Below are 23,326 nucleotides of genomic sequence, written 5' to 3'. Positions count from 1 at the left end.
AGGAGGGTTAAATAATGACAAATGAATCGCCCGTTTGGGTTTATTACGAAGACATTGCTACCCAAGCAACACTCATGCCCCCAACGCGCTTAGATGGTGGCGTTGGTGAGCCTTATAGCGTGACGATCCCTGAAATTACCAATTACACCTATGTTGATGCCTCTGGTGATCTCAACAGTATTTTTGGTAATTTACCTCAGTCACTACATCTCTATTTCCGACCAAGCAATTGGCGGGATGCCCACCGTATCACCATGTATATTGCCGTGCAAGCTGATATGTTGGCCTATGAAGCACCTGACGATCAGGCAGCTGTGAGCACCAATATTCCGGTTGGCAGTTTTTGGGCAACACCACTCCGTGTCATCACGGCCAATGGCCAATTCTGGTACCAAATTGGCGATCATGCTTGGCTACGGTACGAAGCGCATCTCATGGTGCTTTCAGACACAGCACCAAATGCCGAAAATATTCATTACATTCAGGCCCATGCCGTGGCTAACGACCAACCCAATGCCATTGTCAATTTCTTGCCAAATCAAGCGACTGAAGTTTTTGCCGAGCCCTATGGTTTACCAATCGGCAGTGTCGCTGATGGCGACTTTGTCGCCATCATTAATGAACAACACCACGACAACGGCATTATCTGGTACGAACTGGCTCATCACGGTTGGATTAACAGTTTGTATATTAATAAATTATAACAACCTCACTACGCGAGACATTAATCTTTGTATGAACTGAACCCCACAAGTTGGAGTAAATCCAACCTATGGGGTTTTACTATTTTTTCTAAAACAAAATCATTTCGTCCCACAAAACATGACTTATATTGTTAAACAACGCCAGTCGCTGAAATCTGTGACTGGCGCTTGTTTTTGTTAACAGCACAACATCTAATTGGTGATTATCAAATACGATACTCATAGCATCATGATCAACTGTTGCACCTTCACCAGTCTTATTGAAAATGGTTAATTCTTGAAATGGCGCTGAGGTGTTTTCAATAAACGTCCCGGGCAACTTATATTGCGATTGCTGACGCGTCAATAAATAGTTGGTAGCCGAATGTTCCAGAACATTTTTTAACATTGATAAACTGTCAGAGGCTGTTGTTTCATTATCTAGCTTGGTTTGTGCCATGAATGGGCGACGCAAGTGAGTGTTTGTATAACGTGAGCTTGCAAAATGATTGATTTCTACCATACCAAAGTAACGTATCAACGCATTTGCGGCCCAATTATCAGAAATCGTCAACATTAGCGTTTGCAATTGCGCCACCGTGATAGTCTGATTATTGCCCGACAAAACGTCTAAAATGCCTGCTCCAAAATGCGTTAGCTTTCGTTTCGTCCACCAAACATCATCCTCAGCCAACCCAAAATCTGAATTGATTAGCGATACTTTGTTAGCTAAAGCTTCTGGCTTTTCAGTCATAATATAATCTGAAATCAGTAACTTTATTAAACTAGCAGATGGAAAAGATAAATTTGGCCGTAACGACAACAAAACACTGCCATCAAGTGACAAAACAATTGCAGTCTGACCTTCAAAATCCGACAGCAATTGCGCAATTTTTTGTATCTTAAATGTCATCAAAACTCCTCTGCGTAATACCCAATCCTGGCTGATTTGAAGGTATCAATTGCGTTTGATTAAAGCGCAAGCCATCAGGAACAAGGTCATGGTTAAACATAAAAGGTGCATCTAAGTCAACGTATTTGACAGTTTTATTTGTGTTAGCTAAAGCGACCGCAAATGCAATACCAATTTTTGATTCAATCATACAACCAATCATAGCTTGTCCGTTAAAATCATTAACAGTTTGAAATATCTTTTGCGCCTCAGTAATACTGCCTGATTTTTCCAATTTAACATTAATTAAGCGGACAGCTGTTTCATGCATATATTGAAACGCTTGGTGATGATTAAAGACACTTTCATCCAGCATGATAGGTATCTTAGACTTGACAACCAGCGCTTTAAGCTGGTTGTCAAGGCCGACTTTCAATGGCTGTTCAATAAAATCAATTGGCAATTCTTTGGTAAGTGCCATTTCAATAAATTGCATTGTTTGTGCAACTGTCCAAGCCTGATTCGCATCAATTCGAAAATGTATTTTTTTATATCGATGATTTAATTGTGCAATTTTATCAATTTCATTCACAATGGTATCGCCGCCAACCTTAATTTTTAAAGCTGAGAAACCTCGGCTGACAATATCATCAGCGTCTTGTAACATCTGATTTTTTTGACTAATACTTAGTGTATAATCGGTCACTACCGGTTGACTCGTGCCACCTAAATACTCAGCAATCGGTAAGTCTGCAATACGAGCAAAAATGTCATAGATGGCTTCACTGACTGCCAGACGTGCTGCAGAATTAAACACAATTAGACCATGAACAAATTCATCAACTTCTGCCGGTGTTTGAAAAGTTTGATTAACAATGGCTGGTTTTACAATGTCATTGATGACAGCCACAATACTCGTCAAAGTATCACCAGTTACTTTCAGTGATGGCACCGCTTCACCATAACCTGTAAAAATAATGCCGGCCGCCGTTTTCGCTGACACAGCAATCACGATACCTTCAGCATTATCCTGCCGATGCAAATTAGTTACAAATGGCCGTTTTAGCTTAACAGTGTATTTTTTTAATTTAATGTCACTAACAATAATCATTTTATATTTCCCAATCGGTAGATACTTTCCACTAAAATAGCCATTGCTTTTGGATAATTTTCTAAATCATATTTTTCATTTGCTTGATGCGCCGTTGTTGTTTGCCACGCAAATCGTGTACCAAAAGCAGCCCCACGCTTAATTAATCGACCGTAAGACGCACCAGTTGAATAATGTAACATCGTCGGTTGACCCATCACTGTTTCATAACTTGCCAACAATGTTTCAATCACAGCATCGTTTTTGGGTGTTAAATGTGGTAATAATCCATCCTTTTTGACTGTCACGCTACTATGCAAGGCTTTGACACTTTGTTGAATAATGGTAAGCATTTGTTTTTCAGTAATACCAATTGGATATCTGATATTGATACTAAAGTAACCATCCCCGCCAGTAGCAAATTTCTGTAAGCCATAATTCACGACCAAAGGTCCCATTTCAGCTTGATTAAAGGCCAAACCCATTTTTTTGCCGAAATAATCTAAATGTGCTGTACAACCTAAAATTTGTAAAAAAGCAGCGGCTTCACCAGTAAAGTCAAATTGCGTCAGAAAATTAGCCAAATACGTCCCCGCATTTAAACCAACATCAGGTGTGGAGCCATGCGCTTGTTTCCCTATCATTTTAATTTCAAGGCCATTACTTAGCGTTTTGACAGTAGCTTTTAGGCCAACATCAGCATTTTGCTTCAAAAAATAGTCAATTTTTTTGGTTACAATAGGCTCATCAATTCCAGTTATTGTAGCAACAGCCAAGCCGGGTACGACGTTGCCAGCAACTCCGGCGTCAAATTTTAATAAGGTTGCATTATCTTGACCCTGCGTAGTATCTGAAAATGCCACCATAAAATTGGCAATACCTGCTTCAGCATTTTCAACAACAAACTCACCATCAGGGGAAAAACCTATGTCAGGCACCCCCTCTGTTTGAAAATAATAAGGCATATCTGACCAATCATTTTCTTCATCGGTGCCAATGATTAATCGTATTTTATTTTTAACGGCAAGGTTTTGATCAGCAATCAGTTTGATGGCGTAGTAACTCAGCATTGTCGAGGCCTTCATATCATCAACACCACGACCAGTCAGAAAATGTCCCTGTTGTTCTGGTTCAAATGGAAATGAAGTCCATCCATCGCCCACCGGAACAACATCGACATGAACAAGAATACCGACGGTTTCTGACGCTGCTTCTGGACCATATTCAATATACCCAACACGATCCGCAACACATCCAAAGCGCAAACCATCACGTGCAGCAAAACTCAGCATTTGATCCAATGCCTGTTTGACTGCAACACCATACGGATGACTTTTGTCACTTGTTTGAGTGCTTTTCACTGAGGGAATTTTAACTAACGTTTTGAGATCTTTTAGCCACTGCTCGTAATAATTTGGCACCATTTTTTGCCAAGAAGATTCGCTCATCTTAAACCTCTACTTTATTTCATCGCTGATCATTATACTGAGTCCGAAACCACAAATGCGATTTTGAATTAGTTGTTAAGTCTTCGATGTACTCCTCCAACGACAACCCATTTTTTGTCATATAAATGGCATTTTCTTGACCAACAAATCTAAAGTGCCACGGCTCATAATTAATACCCGTCCAGTTTACTTTTGTCTTGGGGTATCGCAAAATGAAACCATAATCAACAGCGTGATTTATCAGCCATTGTTGTGAAATAAGCTGATCAACATCATCATACAAATCCTGTCTGTCATTTAAAAATGCTGTGTCTATTATGTCAACAGCTAAACCAGTATGATGTTCACTTGAACCAGGCATTTGTGAATAAGATAAAGTCATGTTTTGCGCCTGTTCCAGTGAATAACCAGCATCGCGGTGGCGCTGGACAGATTGATCAAATAGGTTCTTTTGATACGCAATCGAACGATAACCAGAGACTAATGTAAAACGAAATCCATTTTTCTCGGCCTCGTAAAACAACCTAGATAAGCTATTTATAATACTAGTATTAATCGTTTCTTTCCCAATTAAAAACCTTTCAAATTTGAGTTCTTTTTGAATAGGATGTTGCTGATTAACAATAATCAAATTTGGATTGTCTAAAACACCACTATTTGGAAAATTCATTCGTTGTTGCCTCTCTTATGAGCCTTTCAGCTTCATCAAACTTGGCCAAATGATTAGCCCCATCAAAGCCTAAAAGCACCACAATATATCGTTTATGCTGATGTGTGATAACCGCAATCAAGTTCTGTTTCGCACGATCAGTAAAGCCGGTTTTCAACCCTATCCAAGTCATATCAGGTGAAGGATTAGCAATTTTTGGATTTCGATTTAACCAAATTTTATTTTCAATTACCATTTCCGCTTTTTGCGCTAATGATAAAATATCAGGAAATTGCAAGATAAGCTTCTTTGTCAATAATAACAACGCATTGGCAGACATTTTTGTGACTCTTTTGTCGCTAACATGCTGACTAATGAAAAATCCAGCAAGATCCTCATCATCTAGACCAGTTGGATTACTAATATCGCCATCAATTTTCATCGCCGCCAATAGTAATTGTGTTTGATGACGCCAATTTGACAAGGAACCAAATAAGGTCAGCATCAATTGAAGCGCCGGCTGATTTTCAGATATCAGCAAGATCATGTTGAGTAAATCAATGACCTTATAACCCTGTGGTACAGTCATTGGAATATCTGCCAAATCAGGGTTAGAACCTACTGTAGCAACATTTTCTGTGACTGGTAGAACTGAATGATAATCGAGCTTACCCTGTTGGAGCGCTGACATCGTTTGATAAATAATAATTAGTTTTGCTAGAGAGGCCGTTGGCCATTTTAGATTGTCATTTTTACTGGAAATGACTTTATCATCAGTGACTGAAAACACAACATAGGCTTGAGCTGTAGTATTAATTGATTCACTTATCATGTTTGACAGCGTTCTTATAAATTGTGCCGGCACCCGTTGTGAAGTATTGAATACCTGACACTTTTGGATTAGATAATTGAACTTGTTGACCCCAAATTACTGGATTAACAGCTGAGTCCTGGAACAAAATCTTCTCACCTAATTGTTCATCTTGATCACGAGCACTTCCCTTTTGGGCATCCGTCGATAACGCCTTTTTGATAGTGGCATCATAACTGGCATTTGACCATTTTCCATCATTATTTGGTGAAGAAGTTGTGAATAAATTCAAGAAGGTTGTCGGTTCAGCGTAATCACCATACCAATTAACATAGATAATATCGAAGTTTTGGTTAGTTTGATCATTTAATCTTTGCTTGAATGGCACAAATTTTTCTGAAATTGTTAAACCAGGTAATTTCTGCCATGAATCATTCATAAAGTCTCCGACAAGCTTAGTTTGTGGTACATCAGCAGTCATTTCTAACGTCAGATTTAGTTTGGTTAATCCTTCCTCTTTCATACCTTCTGCAAATAACTGCTTAGCTTTTTCACGATCGTAGCTGTAATCCTGTTTAGCTGTTGATGCGAAATCCTTTCCGCTAGCCGTTTTTGACAGTCCAGCAGGTGTCATACCTGTTGGTACTTTACCAACACTGTTATAAATTGAACTCAAGATTTCGGAACGATTTGTTGCTAGGTTCAATGCTTGACGAATTTTCTGATTGTTCAACCCTTTAACTTTACCCGTTTGATTGTACACAAAATATGATGTCGCTGCCAATGGAATAGCCTTGTAATCTTTACGCTTGCTGTTGGCCGTTTGTAGTTCAGTCGTACCCAAAACGGCCAAATCTAAACTACCACGTTTGTATTCTTGAACAGCTATTGCAGGATTTTTGATAACACTATAATCCACACCAGCGTTTTTGACACTTTTGGCGTTGTAATAATTTTTATTCGGAATTAATTTAAACGACGTGTTTGTACCATTCCATCCAACAAATTTGTATGGTCCAGAATAAATTTGTTCACTTGATTTAGTACCAAGTTTCTTGCCTGCTTTCGTATTAAACGCCTCATTTTGTGGGTAAAAACTAGGAAATGACATGAGGCTAGCAAATTGAGGTTGTGGCGAATCTAGTGTCACAACAACTGTTGAAGCGTTCTTTGCAACAATTCCCAGCGAATTGACATCTTTATCTGTTCCGGCACTGATCGCATCTGCATTTTTAATACCAGAATAAATATAAGCGTACTGTGAAGCTGTTTTAGGATTAACCGTCCGACGCCAAGCATAAACAAAATCCTGAGCCGTCAGCTTTGTCCCATTTGACCATTTCAAATTTTTTCGCAGATGAAATGTCCATGTCAAACCATCTTTTGATGTTGTCCAGCTTTTTGCAAGCCCTGCAACCGGTTTACCACTTGCACTTTTACTTAACAATCCCTCTTGTGTGTTCCCGGCAATTTCAAACGCATAAGTATCGGTCATTTTTGACAAATCCTGCGTTGTTAGATCAGTACTAATATAGGTTTTAATCGTTGCATCGCTTGAACTACCACTGGTCCCCCATATACCGGCAACCCGCGTTCCTACCACAATGACCGCGATAGCGCCGATGGTGCCAAAAATGATTGTATTCCGTTTTACCATATATATTTCTCATCTCTCTGTTATTCTCTCATCAAAGCGTTATTGAAATAAATCTTTTTTAATTAGCAATCTATCATTTTAATATAACCTTTTAATTTGATACTCAATATAATAGCATACGGTTTTTTTAAACATTTTTGAAAAACATCTATATTACAACTATTTTCTGAAAAGTAATCGTCAGCGATTAGTGGACTTCAGTTAATGTTTTGTATGTCTTCAAATAAACCTCTTCACGCTTCAATATTGAATGAAACGCCGCCATACGACCATTATCGTATGGATGTCCTTTGAGTAAATATGAATGTTTCAAATCATAATTTTAACATTTGATATTAACTTCGGCACTTGTGGCTAACTCGGCTGTCATTGCATCGCCAATTTTATAACCTAATACTTTTCTCTTCTCAGAATCCAAAACCGTCGCTAAATAGACCCATCTATGATTAGTCAACTGAATATAAGTGATATCTGTTTGCCAAACACCGCTTAAATCATGCAAATGTCTAATCAGATTGGGCTTTTGATCAACCGTCACCACAGTTTTTGGCTTGCGATAACGTTTTTGCATGCGTGATCTAATCCCTAATTCACGCATTAATTTGAGTGTCATATATTCAGATATTTTTGGACAGTCATTGTTTAGTTGACTATAAGCAGCAATACGACGATAGCCATAAAATTTAAAGGTTTTCCAAACGTCTAAAATATAAGGTTTTAGGGATTCTCTACGCTTTTCTTGTCGACTGGGCTGCCAATGGCGCCAGTTGTAATAGGTACTAGGTTTGATTTTAAGTGCACTTAAAATACGCACAAGCGCGTAGCCTTGTGCTAAAAATTGATTAACTAGCGGCAATCCCACATTACGGACTATTTTTTGGCTAGTAAGATGGCCGCTCAATGCCTGTCAGGCTATGCGTGATAAAATTTCGTTTTCTTCCTCCAAAATAGCGAGGCGTTTCTCTAGTTGCTTGACGTCTTTTAAAGTCTTTGACTGACCCTTGATCATGATTGGGGTAGCTTGTTTAACCCAAATAGCAATAGAATCTTTTGAGGGTCCAAATTCTTCTGCTAACGATTTAAGTGAACGGCCTTCTTGGTGAAGTTTAACCAGTGAATCTTTAAAATCTTGTGAAAAACGACTCGACATAAAAATACGCCTATACTTTCATTTTACGGATTACGGACTGAATAAAAATAGTCCATTTTTTTAGTATAAGAGCAAATAAACTAGGTGAGAAGTTATGTCATTATTAGATATATGTAAAATAGAAAATAAAATAGCGGAAACTATAACTCCAATCCACTCCAATTTAAATCCTCGGCTTGTGTAATGCCTAAATATTACTTACGATTGTTAGTCTTGTTTATTTGATTTCAATATCTATGAAGTATACTTCCAAAGTCTAACTATTTGATATGTGGTTGCTATTTTTATGTCGGAATAATTAAATATAGAAAAATATCACATTAAAAGTTAATCCCTTTCAATGTGATATTTTTTTTGGAAATTTTGTTAATAAATTCTTTGTCATGTTCCACAACTATCATGGTTGGCTTTACTTGACTAATCACTTCTTCGATCTGCTGTTGATTAAAGATGTCTAAATAATTTAAGGGTTCGTCCCAAATGAACAATTCTGCCGGAGTTAGTAGTGATTTTGCTAATGCAATTCGCTTCTTTTGTCCCACACTCATATTTTCGATGCGATTTAAAAAAACGTTACGTTCCATTCCTAATTTAAACAGATTGTTTAATAATAATTCATAGGATATGCCTTTATTATGAGCAAACTCTTTTAAGGTGCCACGATTATCTTCAAAATTTTGGCCTAGATAGCTTATAGTAATATCAGAGTGACTATAATAATTTCCGGTACTAGTTCCGGAAAAACGGCCTAGTATGTAATTAATGAGCGAGGTTTTCCCTGAGCCATTATTCCCTTCAATGGACATTATTTCACCTTTGTAAAGTTCAAAATTAATAGGATTGAAAATTGGTCGTTCAAAAGACAGATAAAAATCTTCAGCCTTTATTAAGAGATTTTTATCTGTTGGGGTAAATGCTAATGACAGTGTATCTATCAATTCAATATTTTTCAGTAAACTTTCTTTGTCCTTTATTTTTGATTCTGATCGTTTATAAATAGCCTTTGCTCTTTTAGATTGTTTTTTTGCAATTCTACGAGATGATGCATCATGTGTTTCATTTTCTCTTTTTTGTGACCAATCCGCAACTGTGGTAGAAACATCTTTAAGACGTTTGATTTCTTTTTTTAATTTGTTGTTCTGATATTGTTCAAAATCATCATTTTTCTTTTTTTGATCATCATAGGTTGCAAAATTTCCTTGATATAATAAAATGTCTTTTTTTTCGATTGATAAAACATGATCAACTACACTGTTGATAAAATTGCGATCATGGCTAACCAGTATAAATCCTTGTTTTTTTTCTTTTAAATAATGTGCGACTTGCTGTCTCGAATAATTATCTAGGTGGTTTGTGGGTTCGTCAATTAGGGGAAAAGATTGTTCGTCCACAAATAAAAGGGCTAATAAAATTTTTGTTTGTTCTCCCCCAGAAAGTTCAGAAAAAGGAATCCAAAGTTTTTCATCAGATATATTGAGAAGCTTTAATTCACGTTCAATTTTCCAATATTCTGATTCCAATAAATCTTGTAGTATTGTATAAGTTAATTGCTGTTTATTGGAAATTTTTTGTGGGAAGTAGTTAAATTTTAGTGACGTGTTAATTTCACCTTGATATCTGTATTTTTCTGACAATAAATTTAATAATGTTGTTTTTCCTCTGCCATTTCTGCCAATTAGTGCTAATTTCCATTGAGAAGATATATTCAAATTAATATCATCAAATAAAGGATTTTCCTGTATATCAAAGCCAAAGGTTAAGTGTTTTATTTCAATGGTTGTCATCTACAGACCTCCTAAATAAATAAATTTCATTTAAACCAAACTTAGCCAAAATTGGCTGAACACGTTCTTTAATCTCATTAACTGTTAGAATAGTCATTTTCCTTACCTCTATTTCTTTTATTTTTACAACTTAATTATAATAAAAATACCATAAAAGCCTTTTATTTAGCACCTTGCATACGATAGATACTATTATCTAACGTCAATCTTAACAAAGTCTTAAACTCATCAAATCCTCAATCAGTACAACGACCAACAAATTCAAGCTCAATATAGTGTCTAATATATCGCACGGTTTGATCGTGAATATTTTCCAACTGCGCAAAAAATATTGCTTTGTTCGTAATCCTTAGTAACCGATATTGCCCCTGTATGTCATCAATCACACTATTCATACGATTGCTAACACTATCATCAACACCCACATGATCAAAAAAAGCAGTCAATGCGTGAGCATTGACTGCTTAAAAATTAACGCTAAAATTAGATATTATCACCAACCCACTCTGGCAAAATACAATAGATAATCTACCTTGAACCCAACGCCTTTATGCGTTAGTTTAAGAAAGGATGACACGTGAGCGACATCATCACGATTTAAGGTTCAGGTCAAACGACACCGTCGTTGTTTTTTACTGTGGCTTATCCGTTGTTTTAATTATTTTTCCGGTTGCCAGATAATTGACTGCATCGTCAAATGTTTGGACCGGAATAACCTTGACCGTTGGCGCGTATTTTTTCGCCGTATCACGTGCCAATTGGTAATTCGTTTTATGTTGTTCTTCGTACTTTAATAGTTCTTTAGTTGGTGCGACATATGGGGCAAAGAAGATGGTTGAGCCGGCTTCTTTGGCCGCAATGACCTTTTTATCAATACCCCCAATTTCACCAACATAACCGTTCACATTCATCGTACCAGTGCCAGAAATGTTACGCCCCTTGGCCAAATGATTGCCGGTCAGTTGATCATAAATTTGCAGAGTGAACATTAGTCCACCTGATGGCCCACCAATTTGACCTGGATCAACTTCAACTTTGGGATCTGTCGTAACGGCAACGTTATCGGTTAGCACAATCCCAATGCCAGAACGCCCATTCGGATATTCTGGCGAACGAGTACTTGGTAATTTAATGGTTTTACCAGTTGTTTGGCCAGGTTTCCCATCCCGAAGATAGTCGATGGTTACTTTGACCCCTGGTTTTTTATCAGCCAAATATTTAATAAACCCATCGGAATTGTCATAATGGTGGTCATCAACTGCCGTGATGGTATCCCCAACCTGAATACTATGTTTGAAATGTGAATTATCATTCACACTCAACACATAAATTCCCCGATAAGTAGTGGTAATAGGCCGTTGCGCTTTTTTAAAGGCAACTTGTTCGGCATTGGCAATGGCACTTTGCATATAAAAATTCTGTACTTTAGCAAAGACAGCCGAACTTTCACCACCAGTAACTTCTTCTGCAGACGCATAAGATAATTGCGGATTGATTTTGGTTTGCAAATAGCCGAGAACATTGGCTTTAGACAGATAAACCGAGGTAATGTTATAACGCCCTTTGGCCGTATCATTTTTGCCACCGATTTTAACAAACTTCGCCAAATCATCAGCTTCACCTGGACTCTCAATATAGCCATTTAGCGGCCAAAATAAAACGCCAATGCCAATGAATAGGAAAATTGCCGCAATCGCGGCAATGATTTTACTTTTTTTTCGCATTTAGTTTAACCGTTCTTTCAACGCATCAACGACCACTTTTGGCACAAATTTGGCCATATTGTCCGCCCCCATGCTACCAATTTCTTTGACCATTGAACTTGAAATGTTTTGATTCTCTGGTTTTGCTAAAAGTAAAATGGTTTCAACATCGGCTAACGCACTGTTAACGCCGGCAATATCCCGTTCATATTCAAAGTCTTTACTATTCCGCAAGCCACGGACAATAAACTTTGCCCCAATTTCAGACATAAATTGGACAGTTAGGCCATGCATAATGGCCACGTCAACGTTGGGCAAATCAGCAACAACAGTTGAAATTAAATCAACTTTTTCTTCCGGTGTAAACAAAGCCTGCTTACTCGTATTATGCCCAACCCCAACCACAACGTGGTCAAAAATTTGACTGGCACGTTGAATAATATCAAGATGCCCGTTTGTTAATGGGTCAAAGCTGCCTGGAAATAATGCAATACTCATCGTGGTTCCCCCTTATCGTTGTGCCCTTATTTATCGAATTGATAAATGGTCACAACAGTAATCCCATATTGTTTTTGTCGTACAATGTTAAATTGTGTACTTGCTTCTGGTAAGTTAGCCGCATCATTACTCTCTGCCAAAATAACTGCCCCGTCTGCTAACAAGCCATTTTGTGCCATAAATTGCATATCTGCAGCAATTGTTTCCTTAGCATAAGGTGGATCTAAAAAAACCAAATCAAACGTCTGCTGTGCAGCAACAAAATTCTGTAGCGCCTGTTGCGCTGGCATTTTTAAGATGCTAAATGCTGCGGCATCATGCGTTTTATCAACGTTGCTTTGAATAACTTTAATCGCTTGAAATTGGCGATCAACCAATGTGGCATGGGTCATCCCCCGCGACACTGCTTCAATGCCCAAACCACCAGTTCCAGCATATAAATCGAGCACATTGCCACCCGATAAAAATGGCATCAACATGCTAAACATCGCCTCTTTGACTTTATCCGTTGTGGGCCGCGTTTTATCACCGGCCACCGCTTCTAAGCGTGTCCCACGAAAACGTCCTGCTACTACTCGCATACTAGTTATCTACTGGTTGCATCATCACCGCTTGTGATGAACTCCCGTTCTCCTCATCATAGTTTTCAAAGAAAATATCATCATGAACATCGCCCAAGTCCGGATCAATATCAGGTCTTGGTGAGCTAAGGACGTCGCGGACAAATTTATATTGCTTAATTTTATCAATTTGTGCCGCAATGTCTTCATCGTTGACGTACAGCATCACATAACCCATTCGCCGCGACACATAAGTAATTTTGCCAAATTTCTTAAGCTGCGGCACGTGTCGCTTATTTTTTAAATAAACATATAGCGCACGTCGTGGTTGTATTTCAAATGTCATTTGTAATCCTTTCTAGCTAGTGTATCAGCTGGATGAATGCTTACCGAGCGTTGTTGCGTGGCAGCGATATTTAACGTCAACCCAATCGCGGCACTGAACACAATATACGACGAACCACCACCCGAAATAAACGGAAAGACCACCCCGGTAATCGGCAAAACGCCAATCACACCACCAAGATTAACCAGCATTTGAATAAAGAGTAGCGTGGCAATGCCAAAGAGTAACAAGCGATAATATTGACTACGCTGCCGAATGCCTAAAATGACCATACGCGCAACGAGAATCAGCATCAAAATCAACACGATGGCAGTGGTCACAGCCCCTAACTCTTCCGTCATCACAGCCATAATAAAATCTGTATTAGATTCCGGCAAATAAGGCTTAATCAATGAATTCCCAAGCCCAACACCAAAGACGCCGCCATGGGCAATTGCATAATAACCGTACAGTAACTGCCGACTCGCATCAGCAGCACCCGGATCCCATGGGTTCGCAAAACTGGTAAAACGCGCCAAGGCGTAATGTTGGCCACCACTCAAATTAAAGTAATGGTCAGCAAGACGCACGATGGTTTGTAAAAAACCAAACAACAAGCCACCAAATGCTGCGACCAACGCAATCACCTTACGTGAGACCCCTGACGCCAAGAAAATGGCCAGCAAAATCAGCAAAATGATCAAGGCATTACCATTATCTGGCATGATAAAGACAAGCAGCAAACTCAAAGCTGGTAACCCCCAAACATCAAAACGGGCAACAGCTTGTTCGCGTAATGGCACATGTCTTTCCCAAGGTTCACGGGCAAAAAATGCGGCAAAATACAAAATCAACGCTAGCTTTAAAAATTCGGCTGGTTGTAGTGTTACAATACCTAAATTAATCCACCCATGCGCACCGTTAACGGCTGGCATGAAGAACTTCGCTACAATTAATGCCGCGATAATTGCCAGCAACAGCTGTCTTAAAAATTTTCGTCGCTGCAGGATTTTTAAATTAAAATGATACAGTGAAAAAGCACCAAATAAGCCGACAACCACAAAGATTGCCTGCTTAATGAAATTGCTTAATGCCGTTGTCGTGCCTTGCGTTGCTGAAAAAACCATGACCACGCCTAACATACTTAAGATGGCATACGGCACCGCAATCCAATAATCTAATTTCTGTAACTTTTTAAACATGCAACTTTAATCACCCATAATTGTTTTGAGCGTCGTTTCGTCAAGTGCCTTGGCAATCGCCACCACAAAAGCTTGGGTGGCTTCAAAGTCAGCAATCGACCAAACTGTTTGGTGGGTATGGATATAGCGTGATGCTACGCCTAATGCCACTGACGGTACCCCCGTCAGTTCACTTTGCGCAGCGGCCGCATCCGTTCCTCCCTTGGAAACGAAGTATTGATAAGGAATATGATTATCTTCAGCCGTTGACAATAAGAATTCTTTCAAGCGTAATGGCACGACCACGGTCGGATCAAAGACACGCAACAGCGTCCCTTGATCCAAGTGACCTTGATGGCCAACCCCACCACTTGTATCATCAGCAGCACTGGAATCCACGGCAAAGAAAATATCTGGTTGCATGAGATTAACTGCGCCATGCGCCCCACGCAAGCCAACTTCTTCCTGTACATTAGCCCCCATAATCAACGTGTTCGGCGTTGTGACGTCTTGTAGGTCTTCTAACGCCCCTAATAACGTGACTAACCCAAAACGGTTGTCCCAAGCTTTTGACATCACCCGTTGCTGATTGGCCGTCAAGACGGTGGTCACTTCTGGCACAATAAAGTCGCCAGGTCGTACCCCATAAGCCATTGCTTCCTGATCATCCACAAAACCAGCATCAAACAACATATCATCAACAGTTGGTAACTGTGGTGCTTGCCCACTACCCCGCAGTAAGTGAGGACTCACTGAACTTGACACAACCGGATACATATGGTCTTTTGTAAATAGACTAAAGCGCTGAGAAGAGATGACTGCTGGGTTCCAACCACCCACCGCTGCGACTTTAAAGGCGCCACTAGGTAAAATAGCCGTGACAATAAATCCGACTTCATCCATATGGGCCGCAAACATCACCCGTGGTGCCGTGTGATCGGCATGTTGTTTCACCCCGAACACACCGCCTAACCCATCTTGTTGTACCGTATCAACCAATGGTGTCAAATCTGCCCGAAAAGCTTGCCGAACGCGATGTTCTTGTCCAGAAGTTCCTTGTAATTCCGTATATTTTTTAATGCGTGTCCATGTTGTCGTTTCCAAAGTGTGACTCCTTTATTGTGTGGTTTAACGTGCAGGCTTATACGTGAGATATTGCCGTTGTCCGTAATGTAACTGGGCATCAACTTGATAAAAGATGGGATCGCCATTGGCAATCTCCAAACCATCAATCGCCTCATCACTGATTTGTTCGAGGTATTTAATTAATGCCCGTAGCGTACTCCCATGCGCGACAATCAATTGATGTCGCCCGGCACGCAAAGCGGGTGCCACGACCTGATGCCAATAAGGTAATAACCGGTCACTCGCCATTGCCAGACTTTCACCACGTGGTTCAATCCCTAGCGGATAACGATGCGTGGGTTTTGTTTCTGCCAGTAAGGGTGGGACTGCCGTATAACTGCGACGCCATAAAGCCACTGCCTCTACGCCGTATTTTTGGCGTGCGGCATCTTTATTTAACCCGCGTAACGCCCCATAATGACGCTCATTTAAGCGCCAAGTTTTATGCATCGGCACCCATGCTTGGTTCATCTCATCTAAAATGATATTTCCTGTAACAATGGCGCGTTGCAAATAAGACGTATGCACATCATCAAATTGTAACTGATATTGGGCTAAAATTTGGCCAACTTGGCGCGCCTGTTGTTGCCCTTTAGATGTTAAGGGGACATCTGTCCACCCTGTAAATTCATTATCACGATTTGCCGTTGATTCGCCATGTCGAACCAACACGAGCTGCGCTACCATGCTGAACTTCCTTAAATTAATGATGCTTCTATTATAGCATTATTTAACCCGTTAATTGGCAACCATCTAACGGCAATCTGGGGGCTAATGTTCGGTTACGCCCCTATCATCCTGCACATGAGTTGGCTCAGCCGCCTCACAGAAAAAACACGAACATTAGCGAAACCTCATTCGTTTATAAAACGCTTTCATGCTTTCTATTCGTCAAATAATCGTCTTTTTGTCCATTTTTTCCGTATTTTTAGTTTAAATTCGGATTTTATGTTGTTAAACTTAAGTAGAACGTTTAACGTTACACTATTTTTTTGGGAGGCAATCATGTCTACGATTGCAAAGTATTTTAAGCTCGATGAGCTGAACACATCAGTTCGTACTGAATTCATCGCTGGTCTCACGACATTCGTGTCAATGGCCTACATTCTGTTTGTTAACCCTTCTGTTCTTGGCGCAGCTGGCATGGATAAGGGCGCAGTTTTCACAGCGACAGCCGTTTCTGCCGCTATTGCTACATTATTCATGGGTATTGTCGCCCTTTACCCAATTGCTATCGCTCCTGGTCTTGGGGTGAATGCCTTCTTCTCTTATTCTGTTGTCATTGGTATGGGCGTTAAGTGGCAAACAGCCATGGCTGGTGTCTTAGTAGCCGCCTTAATTTTCTTGGTCTTGACATTCTTTAAGGTCCGCGAAAAGATTATCAACTTGATTCCACAAAACATGAAATTAGCCATTGCCGCAGGTATTGGTTTGTTCATTGCCTTTATTGGCCTTCACGATGCAGGCTTGATTGTGGCTAGCAAGGATACCATGGTATCCCTTGGTCACCTCACATCGCCAACATCATTGTTAGCCATCTTTGGCATTATTGTCACATTTGTCCTTTTGTCAATGCGAATGCCAGCGGCTATTTTCGTCGGAATGGTGTTGACATCAATTGTTGGGATTATCTTTGGTCTCATCAAGTTGCCTTCTTCCTTAGTATCACCTGTACCATCATTGGCCCCAACTTTTGGTCAAAGTATCACACATCTTGGTGACATCAACTCAATTCAATTGATCACAGTTGTGATTACGTTCTTGTTGGTCACATTCTTTGATACAGCTGGTACTATGATTGGCTTGGCTACACAAGCTGGTTTCATGAAAAACAATGAAATGCCACGTGCGGGTCGTGCCTTGATGGCTGACGCTGTTGGTATGACTGTCGGTGCGGTTGTTGGAACATCACCAACATCAGCTTATGTTGAATCATCATCTGGTATCGCGGTTGGTGGTCGTTCAGGTTTGACGAGCGTCTTTACTGGCTTGTTCTTCTTGCTTGCTTTGTTCTTCTCACCATTGTTGACAGTGGTAACATCACAAGTCACAGCACCAGCTTTGATTGTGGTCGGTGTCTTGATGGCCAAGAGCCTTCGTCAAATCGAATGGGATGACCTTGCCGTTGCGGCACCAGCCTTCTTGGTTGTGATTGGTATGCCACTGACTTACTCAATCTCAGATGGGATTGCGTTGGGCTTCATCTTGTACCCAATTACAATGCTTGCAACAGGTCGTGGTAAGCAAGTACACGCTTTGATGTATGGTCTCGCTATTCTATTCGTCATCTTCTTAGCGATTGTCGCGCATTAAACACAAAAAAAACAACTGACATATGCTGTCAGTTGTTTTTTTTGTGTTTAATTTTTGGTGCTTGTTGGCGTAATTCTCGTGCATTGGCTAATGCAGTAGTTGTAATATCTTCACCAGACAACATCATGGCAATGGCCCCTTCACGACCAGCCTCATCTAAGGCAGTTACTTGCGTCACCGTACGGTCATTTTCAGTTGTTTTTGCAATCAGAAAATGATGGGTTGCCGCAGCGGCAACTTGTGGTAAATGCGTAATGGCCAAAACTTGTGAATCAGCAGCAATCGTGAGCATCTTACGCGCAATGGCTTGCGCCACGCGACCAGAAACCCCTGTATCTGCCTCATCAAACACAATGGAGACAATGTGTTGTTGCTTGGCAAAAGTTGTTTTTAACGCGAGCATCAAACGTGCCGCTTCACCGCCTGACGCAATTTTAGCTAATGGTGCTAGGCCTTCCCCGACGTTGGTTTGGACATAAAATTCAACTTTGTCTGCGCCCGAAGAAATGTAACCAGTAATTGGTTCAAAGCGCACTGCAAATTCAGCGCCTGACATCAACAATTCACTTAATTGTTGATTGACAGCTTGCTCTAAGTGCCGTGCCACTTCTTGTCGTACCTCACGCAATTTAACCGCTTGCTTGCGGACCACTTGACGCAATTCGTTTTGTTTCACTTGCAATTGTTCAATATCAAACTCATCGTGGTCCAATGCTGCTAATTCTTGATCAATTTTAGCTTTAAATTGCAAGACATCAGCGACTGTTGGGCCGTATTTTCGCTCCAAAGTGTGAATCAGCTGCAAGCGGTCTTCAATGCGTAACAATTCCGATTCGTCATAAGTTAACGCGCCGATTTGTTCATCCACATCACGGCCAACTTCTTGCGCCGTATAATAACTATCGGCAATCGTTGTCGCTAATTCGGCATAAGTCGCATCGAATTCCGCAATTTCCTGTAATTCATGCATGGCTTGTGCCAGCATGTCTACGGCACCACCTTGTTCGCCATTCAAAGCCAACTGGGCATTTTGCAAACGATCCGCAATCTTTTTATGATTTAACAGTTTCCCACGCGCATCGAGCAAAAACTCTTCTTCGTTAGGCTGAAGATCAGCTTCAGCTAATTCTTGTTGCTGAAACTGAAGTAAATCTAACCGTTGCGTCATATCTTGCTGCGATGTTTGAATCTTACGTAATCGTTGGGTAATGGCGCGAAATTCTTGAAAAACCTGTTGATAAGCCGTTTTAGTGGCCTGTAACTTTTCCCCACCAAAACCATCTAGCAAAATGAGATGTTCATCCACATTCAGCAACTGTTGGGTATCATTTTGCCCTTGGATATCGACCAAATACTGCCCGACACGAGCCAACGTTTTCAAATTAACAACCACGCCGTTTAATCGAATTAAACTGCGCCCGTTGGCATTCAACTCACGGTAAATAATTAGTTCCCCATCCTCGATTGGTACCCCGATTTCGGCAAGATGTGCTAACAACTTGTCGTTTTCTGGTAAGCGAAAAACGGCTTGTAGCACAGCTTTTGGACTACCATGACGAATCATTTCCGAACTGGCACGACCACCTGTGAGCATTAATAGCGCATCAATAATGATGGATTTACCGGCGCCAGTCTCACCCGTGAGCACACTCATACCGGCTTCAAATTGCAAATCAACTTTTTCAATAATGGCAAAGTTTTCAATAATCAAATTTTCTAGCATTGCGATCACCGTGCCAAGGCACCTATCTTTCTCGTTATTTTTCCAGTAATTTTTGAATGATATTCGTCATTTGGTTGGCCGTCACGCCGTCTTTCAATAATACGAGGACTGAACTATCGTCACTTAGTGTCCCAAAAACTTCTGGGAAATTGACTTGTTCAAACAAATTCGCAACCATTTGGCCACTACCAGGTTGTACTTTTAAAAAGATTTGGCCGCGTTGCGCTCGTTGACTCAAAAATGATTGTTGCAAAACACGGCGTAACCGCTGCAAATGTGGGCGATCATCTTGTTTTGGCAAATGATAATGAAACCCACCATGGGCGTTTGGCACTTTAATCAAGCCAAGTTCGTTAATGTCACGCGAGATCGTTGCTTGGGTGACAGTTTCCCCAAGCGTTTCAAAATGCGCCACAATATCTTCTTGTCGCCCAACTTGTTGGGTTTGAATCAAAGCCAGAAGCGTTTTTTGTCGCGTCTTCTTATTCATGCTCATTGCTTCCTGTGTGGTTTAATTGTGCATAAGTTTGCGTGAGCAACGTATCAATGTCGATTTTGTCGGCAATTTTGGGCTTGTCATCGCGAGTTAAGACAGCCAAAAATTCAATGTTCCCTTGACCACCTTTGATTGGTGAATACGTGAGCTCTGTCACCGAAAAGCCATCATTGACCATCATTTGCGTTACTTTTTGCAAAACTTGTTGATGGACTTTGGGATCTTTAATAATCCCGTTTTTGCCGACGTTTTCTCGTCCAGCTTCAAATTGTGGTTTAATCAACGCCACAACATGCCCGCCCATTTGTAGGATGTTGGCTAATGGCGGTAAAATTAAGCCTAACGAAATAAAGGACACATCAATCGTAGCAAATTCCGGTTGCCCAAACTTAAAATCTTGTAATTGTGAATAGCGGAAATTCGTATTTTCCATCACTTTCACACGGTCATCTGAGCGTAATTTCCAGGCCAACTGATTGGTCCCGACATCTAAAGCATAGACCAATTTAGCCCCATTTTGTAGGGCGACGTCGGTAAAACCACCCGTTGATGACCCAATATCGAGTACCACTTTATCTTGCACTGTGATATCAAAATCATTAAGGGCTTTCTCCAACTTAAGGCCCCCACGTGAGACGTACTTCAAGCGCTCACCCTTAAAGTGTAGTGCCGTAGTCACGGCAATTTTTTCTCCTGCTTTGTCCAGGCGCTCTTCATTTTCACCCAGAATTTGCCCAGCCATCACCGCACGCTTAGCCTGCTCACGGGAACTAAATAACCCTTGCTGGACGAGTAACACATCTACGCGCTCTTTATCTACTGCACCCATACTTAATCTCCAATTAAAGTCAAAAAATCATCCAATAGTGTTCGGTCAAACGCTGGCACTAGCGTTGTTAACTGTGTCAAACGGTCATTAGCATCTTGCAAGTAACGATCTCGCAGCGTCCGCGCTGCCGACACGCCAATCAAGTGTGGCAAAGCGCCAATGGTTGCCGTATCATCTTGTTCAAAATCATCAAGATCATCTTGAATTTGGAAGGCCAAGCCGAAATCCAAACCAAATTGCGCCATGGCTTGCGTCACTTCTGGTACTTGTGTTTGATGAAGTGTGGCTAATTGCGCCCCTAATTGCGCCGAAAATTGAATCAAAGCCGCCGTTTTTGGGGTATAAATTTCTTGCAACAACCAGTCTGTTGCTGTCTGTAAGTTTTGGCCATGATTGGCCATATCATGCATTTGGCCAATCACCATGCCAGCAGCGCCCGAAAAATGGGCCAAATTCTGGACAATTGTCACAATAGTCTGGTCGGGAATCATGGTCTCAGCTGGCGCTAAGGTATTGGCCGTTGTGACCACCTCAAAAGCGCCCGTTAACAAGGCATCCCCAACTAAAATCGCTGCGGCTTCCCCAAATTTCGCATGGACACTCGGTTGCCCGCGCCGTAACAAATCATTGTCCATTGCTGGCAAATCATCATGCACGAGTGAATAAGAATGCACCCATTCAACCGCTGTCGCCAACTTCAGGGCTTGCGGTGTAATGGTTTGTTGAAAACTTGAGATGACAGCCAACGTTAATAACGACCGTAAACGCTTACCGCCATTCAAAACAGCATAAGCCATCATCTCTGAAAACTGGGCATCTGTTGTGATTTGTTTTAAATCCTGTGCTAATTGTGCATCAATTTTTGGCCCATAAGTCGCTCGTAATTCTGCAAATTTAGTCATTTGTTAATTCCAAATCCTTTAATTCACCGTCGTCTGACATGACTTTTGCCAACGTTAATTCGGCATTTTTCAACGTTTCTTGTAATTCTTTGACCAAGCCAACGCCAGTCTGAAAATCAGCTAACGCGCCTTCTAGTGGCCGATCCCCTTGTTCTAATTGGCTCACAATCGCTTCCAATTGTTCTAGCTTATCTTCAAAAGTTACTTTTTCACTCATTTTAACTGGCTCGTTTCTATAATTTTTGCAGTTGCTTGGCCATCAGCTAAACGGACCGTGACCTTATCTTCTGGTTGCAATTCATCGACATGACGGACGACTTGGTCGGCTTTAGAGAGCACAACATAGCCGCGCGTCAAGATTTTTAGCGGACTAATCAAGTCTAATTTTGCGGTCAGTAATTGTACTTTTTCCCGCGGTGCTTGTAATAATGTTTGGCGTAACTGACGCTGGCGTTGCGTGAGATTGTCTAATTGATGCTGTGCCGTCACCAGGCGCTGCTGCATTTGTTGGCTGAGTCGTTGTGATAGCTGATCAACACGCTGATTATAGCCAACATACAAACGATCCGGCTGTTGAAAGATTGGTCGTTGGGCCACGCGTGCTAATCGTTGTTGGCGACTCGTTATCAGTGTCTTCATGCGAACTGTCAAACGCAGCTGCAATTCGTTCAAACGCGCAACTAATTGCGCCAGGGTAACGGGTGTGGCTAATTCAGCAGCCGCTGTCGGCGTTGCGGCACGATGGTCCGCCACCAAATCAGCCAACGTATTGTCGGTTTCGTGACCAACGGAACTAATAATCGGAATTTTAGCAGCGGCAATAGTCCGCGCCAACGTTTCATCATTAAAGGCCCACAAATCTTCAATGGCACCACCACCACGACCAACAATTAGCGTATCATACTCACCGCTAGCATCAATACGCTTAATTTGTTTGACCACAGATGCAGCAGCTTTGTCCCCTTGCACAAGCGCTGGAAACAACACGACCTGCGCCATGGGGAAACGCCGTTGCACGGTGCGCGCAATATCTTCAATCACTGCCCCAGTAGGCGATGTCACCACAGCAATTTTTTTTGGGAAAACAGGTAACGGCCGCTTTGGCAATTGAAATAACCCTTCAGCAGCTAATTTTTTCTTCAGCTGCTCATACGCTAAAAATAATTCCCCAATCCCATCAGGCGTCATCTGTTCCAGAATAATTGAATAAGTCCCGCTGGGCTCATAAACTTGAATCCGACCAACAGCATTCACTTTCATCCCCTCTTCTGGGACAAATTTCAACCGATTGGCATAGGAAAACATAGCCGCTGAAATAACCGCTTGGCCTTCCGGATCCTTAATGGAAAAGTATAAGTGCCGACCGCGACGACGACCAAGGTTCGAAATTTCACCCGTCACATAGACTTTCTCTAAGTATGGATCGGCATCAAATTTCCTTTTTAAATAGGCCGTAAGGGCACGAATTGTTAAATATTTTTCCGATTCTGACATAGTTTAATTATAC

General features: G+C 41.0%; 24 protein-coding genes. 2 read left to right on the top strand and 22 right to left on the bottom strand.

Translation table 11 applies throughout. The features are described from left to right. Window positions 1-14: 14 nt before the first annotated feature. Window positions 15-704: a MucBP domain-containing protein gene (locus A9176_RS04910; protein WP_077282337.1), complete on the top strand. Its 690-nt coding sequence runs from the start codon at window positions 15-17 to the stop codon at window positions 702-704. Window positions 705-792: 88 nt separating this feature from the next. Here A9176_RS04910 and A9176_RS04905 read toward each other — a convergent pair whose 3' ends face one another. The 16 genes from A9176_RS04905 to A9176_RS04820 all read right to left on the bottom strand — a co-directional run bounded on the left by A9176_RS04905 (window position 793) and on the right by A9176_RS04820 (window position 16,243). Further along, window positions 793-1,596: a serine hydrolase gene (locus A9176_RS04905; RefSeq protein WP_077282335.1), complete on the bottom strand. Its 804-nt coding sequence runs from the start codon at window positions 1,594-1,596 to the stop codon at window positions 793-795. Next, on the bottom strand, window positions 1,586-2,686 hold the full coding sequence (locus tag A9176_RS04900) for a dipeptide epimerase (protein WP_077282333.1): 1,101 nt from the start codon (window positions 2,684-2,686) through the stop codon (window positions 1,586-1,588). The genes A9176_RS04905 and A9176_RS04900 overlap by 11 nt, the downstream gene beginning before the upstream one ends. Beyond that, window positions 2,683-4,113: a Sapep family Mn(2+)-dependent dipeptidase gene (locus A9176_RS04895; RefSeq protein WP_077282332.1), complete on the bottom strand. Its 1,431-nt coding sequence runs from the start codon at window positions 4,111-4,113 to the stop codon at window positions 2,683-2,685. The genes A9176_RS04900 and A9176_RS04895 overlap by 4 nt, the downstream gene beginning before the upstream one ends. A gap of 19 nt (window positions 4,114-4,132) precedes the next feature. Then, window positions 4,133-4,783: a M15 family metallopeptidase gene (locus A9176_RS04890; RefSeq protein ID WP_077282330.1), complete on the bottom strand. Its 651-nt coding sequence runs from the start codon at window positions 4,781-4,783 to the stop codon at window positions 4,133-4,135. Beyond that, window positions 4,767-5,594 (bottom strand): serine hydrolase, encoded by an 828-nt coding sequence (locus A9176_RS04885; RefSeq protein WP_077282328.1) that lies wholly within the window; start codon window positions 5,592-5,594, stop codon window positions 4,767-4,769. The genes A9176_RS04890 and A9176_RS04885 overlap by 17 nt, the downstream gene beginning before the upstream one ends. Further along, window positions 5,584-7,230, bottom strand: coding sequence for a peptide ABC transporter substrate-binding protein (locus tag A9176_RS04880; RefSeq protein ID WP_068850415.1), 1,647 nt, complete (start codon window positions 7,228-7,230; stop codon window positions 5,584-5,586). Before A9176_RS04880 ends, A9176_RS04885 begins: the two co-directional genes overlap by 11 nt. A gap of 322 nt (window positions 7,231-7,552) precedes the next feature. After that, window positions 7,553-8,092, bottom strand: coding sequence for a DDE-type integrase/transposase/recombinase (locus A9176_RS04875; RefSeq protein ID WP_198150918.1), 540 nt, complete (start codon window positions 8,090-8,092; stop codon window positions 7,553-7,555). Window positions 8,093-8,137: 45 nt separating this feature from the next. Continuing rightward, window positions 8,138-8,380 (bottom strand): transposase, encoded by a 243-nt coding sequence (locus A9176_RS04870; RefSeq protein ID WP_077282326.1) that lies wholly within the window; start codon window positions 8,378-8,380, stop codon window positions 8,138-8,140. Window positions 8,381-8,700: 320 nt separating this feature from the next. Then, window positions 8,701-10,164 carry a ribosomal protection-like ABC-F family protein gene (gene abc-f, locus A9176_RS04865; RefSeq protein WP_077282324.1) on the bottom strand — a complete coding sequence of 488 codons (1,464 nt, stop codon included), beginning with the start codon at window positions 10,162-10,164 and terminating at the stop codon, window positions 8,701-8,703. Between the two features lie 632 nt (window positions 10,165-10,796). Then, window positions 10,797-11,888 (bottom strand): SepM family pheromone-processing serine protease, encoded by a 1,092-nt coding sequence (locus A9176_RS04850; RefSeq protein ID WP_077282322.1) that lies wholly within the window; start codon window positions 11,886-11,888, stop codon window positions 10,797-10,799. Then, a complete protein-coding gene (coaD, locus tag A9176_RS04845) occupies window positions 11,889-12,365 on the bottom strand; it encodes a pantetheine-phosphate adenylyltransferase (protein WP_077282320.1) in 477 nt (158 codons plus the stop codon). It abuts the gene before it with no gap. 26 nt (window positions 12,366-12,391) lie between these two features. Then, window positions 12,392-12,946 carry a 16S rRNA (guanine(966)-N(2))-methyltransferase RsmD gene (rsmD, locus tag A9176_RS04840; protein ID WP_068850419.1) on the bottom strand — a complete coding sequence of 185 codons (555 nt, stop codon included), beginning with the start codon at window positions 12,944-12,946 and terminating at the stop codon, window positions 12,392-12,394. A gap of 1 nt (window position 12,947) precedes the next feature. Continuing rightward, complete coding sequence (locus A9176_RS04835; RefSeq protein WP_068850430.1) at window positions 12,948-13,271, bottom strand: YlbG family protein; 324 nt, start codon at window positions 13,269-13,271, stop codon at window positions 12,948-12,950. Continuing rightward, window positions 13,268-14,452 (bottom strand): FtsW/RodA/SpoVE family cell cycle protein, encoded by a 1,185-nt coding sequence (locus A9176_RS04830; protein WP_077282318.1) that lies wholly within the window; start codon window positions 14,450-14,452, stop codon window positions 13,268-13,270. Before A9176_RS04830 ends, A9176_RS04835 begins: the two co-directional genes overlap by 4 nt. 6 nt (window positions 14,453-14,458) lie before the next feature. Continuing rightward, complete coding sequence (gene pepA / locus A9176_RS04825) at window positions 14,459-15,535, bottom strand: glutamyl aminopeptidase (protein ID WP_077282316.1); 1,077 nt, start codon at window positions 15,533-15,535, stop codon at window positions 14,459-14,461. A gap of 24 nt (window positions 15,536-15,559) precedes the next feature. Continuing rightward, window positions 15,560-16,243, bottom strand: coding sequence for a 2,3-bisphosphoglycerate-dependent phosphoglycerate mutase (locus A9176_RS04820; protein WP_077282314.1), 684 nt, complete (start codon window positions 16,241-16,243; stop codon window positions 15,560-15,562). A 318-nt stretch (window positions 16,244-16,561) separates the two neighbouring features. Here A9176_RS04820 and A9176_RS04815 point away from each other — a divergent pair, with 318 nt between their 5' ends. Continuing rightward, window positions 16,562-17,869, top strand: coding sequence for an NCS2 family permease (locus A9176_RS04815; RefSeq protein WP_029509077.1), 1,308 nt, complete (start codon window positions 16,562-16,564; stop codon window positions 17,867-17,869). Window positions 17,870-17,897: 28 nt separating this feature from the next. Here the strand turns inward: A9176_RS04815 and recN are convergent, their stop codons facing one another. Genes recN through xseA form a run of 6 tightly spaced genes read right to left on the bottom strand, consistent with a single transcriptional unit; the run spans window position 17,898 to window position 23,313 of the window. Next, window positions 17,898-19,592: a DNA repair protein RecN gene (recN, locus tag A9176_RS04810; protein ID WP_068850450.1), complete on the bottom strand. Its 1,695-nt coding sequence runs from the start codon at window positions 19,590-19,592 to the stop codon at window positions 17,898-17,900. A gap of 34 nt (window positions 19,593-19,626) precedes the next feature. Next, window positions 19,627-20,082, bottom strand: coding sequence for an arginine repressor (locus tag A9176_RS04805; RefSeq protein WP_010002025.1), 456 nt, complete (start codon window positions 20,080-20,082; stop codon window positions 19,627-19,629). Then, window positions 20,075-20,917 carry a TlyA family RNA methyltransferase gene (locus A9176_RS04800; protein ID WP_077282312.1) on the bottom strand — a complete coding sequence of 281 codons (843 nt, stop codon included), beginning with the start codon at window positions 20,915-20,917 and terminating at the stop codon, window positions 20,075-20,077. The genes A9176_RS04805 and A9176_RS04800 overlap by 8 nt, the downstream gene beginning before the upstream one ends. A gap of 2 nt (window positions 20,918-20,919) precedes the next feature. Next, a complete protein-coding gene (locus tag A9176_RS04795; protein WP_077282310.1) occupies window positions 20,920-21,819 on the bottom strand; it encodes a polyprenyl synthetase family protein in 900 nt (299 codons plus the stop codon). Next, entirely contained in the window at window positions 21,812-22,036 is a 225-nt protein-coding gene (locus A9176_RS04790) for an exodeoxyribonuclease VII small subunit (protein ID WP_010002028.1), read from the bottom strand. The genes A9176_RS04795 and A9176_RS04790 overlap by 8 nt, the downstream gene beginning before the upstream one ends. Continuing rightward, window positions 22,033-23,313 carry an exodeoxyribonuclease VII large subunit gene (xseA, locus tag A9176_RS04785; RefSeq protein ID WP_077282308.1) on the bottom strand — a complete coding sequence of 427 codons (1,281 nt, stop codon included), beginning with the start codon at window positions 23,311-23,313 and terminating at the stop codon, window positions 22,033-22,035. The genes A9176_RS04790 and xseA overlap by 4 nt, the downstream gene beginning before the upstream one ends. Window positions 23,314-23,326: the final 13 nt, after the last annotated feature.

Source organism: Leuconostoc garlicum (assembly GCF_001998805.1).
Lineage (GTDB): Bacteria > Bacillota > Bacilli > Lactobacillales > Lactobacillaceae > Leuconostoc > Leuconostoc lactis.
The sequence above is the reverse complement of the archived record's forward strand: the minus strand, read 5'-3'. Positions and strand labels throughout refer to the sequence as shown.

What these genes read in the sequence shown, in the direction of transcription:
- A9176_RS04910 (WP_077282337.1), top strand. Translation starts at nt 15, where the DNA reads ATGACAAATGAATCGCCCGTTTGGGTTTATTACGAAGACATTGCTACC.
- A9176_RS04905 (WP_077282335.1), bottom strand. Translation starts at nt 1,596, where the DNA reads ATGACATTTAAGATACAAAAAATTGCGCAATTGCTGTCGGATTTTGAA.
- A9176_RS04900 (WP_077282333.1), bottom strand. Translation starts at nt 2,686, where the DNA reads ATGATTATTGTTAGTGACATTAAATTAAAAAAATACACTGTTAAGCTA.
- A9176_RS04895 (WP_077282332.1), bottom strand. Translation starts at nt 4,113, where the DNA reads ATGAGCGAATCTTCTTGGCAAAAAATGGTGCCAAATTATTACGAGCAG.
- A9176_RS04890 (WP_077282330.1), bottom strand. Translation starts at nt 4,783, where the DNA reads ATGAATTTTCCAAATAGTGGTGTTTTAGACAATCCAAATTTGATTATT.
- A9176_RS04885 (WP_077282328.1), bottom strand. Translation starts at nt 5,594, where the DNA reads ATGATAAGTGAATCAATTAATACTACAGCTCAAGCCTATGTTGTGTTT.
- A9176_RS04880 (WP_068850415.1), bottom strand. Translation starts at nt 7,230, where the DNA reads ATGGTAAAACGGAATACAATCATTTTTGGCACCATCGGCGCTATCGCG.
- A9176_RS04870 (WP_077282326.1), bottom strand. Translation starts at nt 8,380, where the DNA reads ATGTCGAGTCGTTTTTCACAAGATTTTAAAGATTCACTGGTTAAACTT.
- abc-f (WP_077282324.1), bottom strand. Translation starts at nt 10,164, where the DNA reads ATGACAACCATTGAAATAAAACACTTAACCTTTGGCTTTGATATACAG.
- A9176_RS04850 (WP_077282322.1), bottom strand. Translation starts at nt 11,888, where the DNA reads ATGCGAAAAAAAAGTAAAATCATTGCCGCGATTGCGGCAATTTTCCTA.
- coaD (WP_077282320.1), bottom strand. Translation starts at nt 12,365, where the DNA reads ATGAGTATTGCATTATTTCCAGGCAGCTTTGACCCATTAACAAACGGG.
- rsmD (WP_068850419.1), bottom strand. Translation starts at nt 12,946, where the DNA reads ATGCGAGTAGTAGCAGGACGTTTTCGTGGGACACGCTTAGAAGCGGTG.
- A9176_RS04835 (WP_068850430.1), bottom strand. Translation starts at nt 13,271, where the DNA reads ATGACATTTGAAATACAACCACGACGTGCGCTATATGTTTATTTAAAA.
- A9176_RS04830 (WP_077282318.1), bottom strand. Translation starts at nt 14,452, where the DNA reads ATGTTTAAAAAGTTACAGAAATTAGATTATTGGATTGCGGTGCCGTAT.
- A9176_RS04820 (WP_077282314.1), bottom strand. Translation starts at nt 16,243, where the DNA reads ATGGTAGCGCAGCTCGTGTTGGTTCGACATGGCGAATCAACGGCAAAT.
- A9176_RS04815 (WP_029509077.1), top strand. Translation starts at nt 16,562, where the DNA reads ATGTCTACGATTGCAAAGTATTTTAAGCTCGATGAGCTGAACACATCA.
- recN (WP_068850450.1), bottom strand. Translation starts at nt 19,592, where the DNA reads ATGCTAGAAAATTTGATTATTGAAAACTTTGCCATTATTGAAAAAGTT.
- A9176_RS04805 (WP_010002025.1), bottom strand. Translation starts at nt 20,082, where the DNA reads ATGAATAAGAAGACGCGACAAAAAACGCTTCTGGCTTTGATTCAAACC.
- A9176_RS04800 (WP_077282312.1), bottom strand. Translation starts at nt 20,917, where the DNA reads ATGGGTGCAGTAGATAAAGAGCGCGTAGATGTGTTACTCGTCCAGCAA.
- A9176_RS04795 (WP_077282310.1), bottom strand. Translation starts at nt 21,819, where the DNA reads ATGACTAAATTTGCAGAATTACGAGCGACTTATGGGCCAAAAATTGAT.
- A9176_RS04790 (WP_010002028.1), bottom strand. Translation starts at nt 22,036, where the DNA reads ATGAGTGAAAAAGTAACTTTTGAAGATAAGCTAGAACAATTGGAAGCG.
- xseA (WP_077282308.1), bottom strand. Translation starts at nt 23,313, where the DNA reads ATGTCAGAATCGGAAAAATATTTAACAATTCGTGCCCTTACGGCCTAT.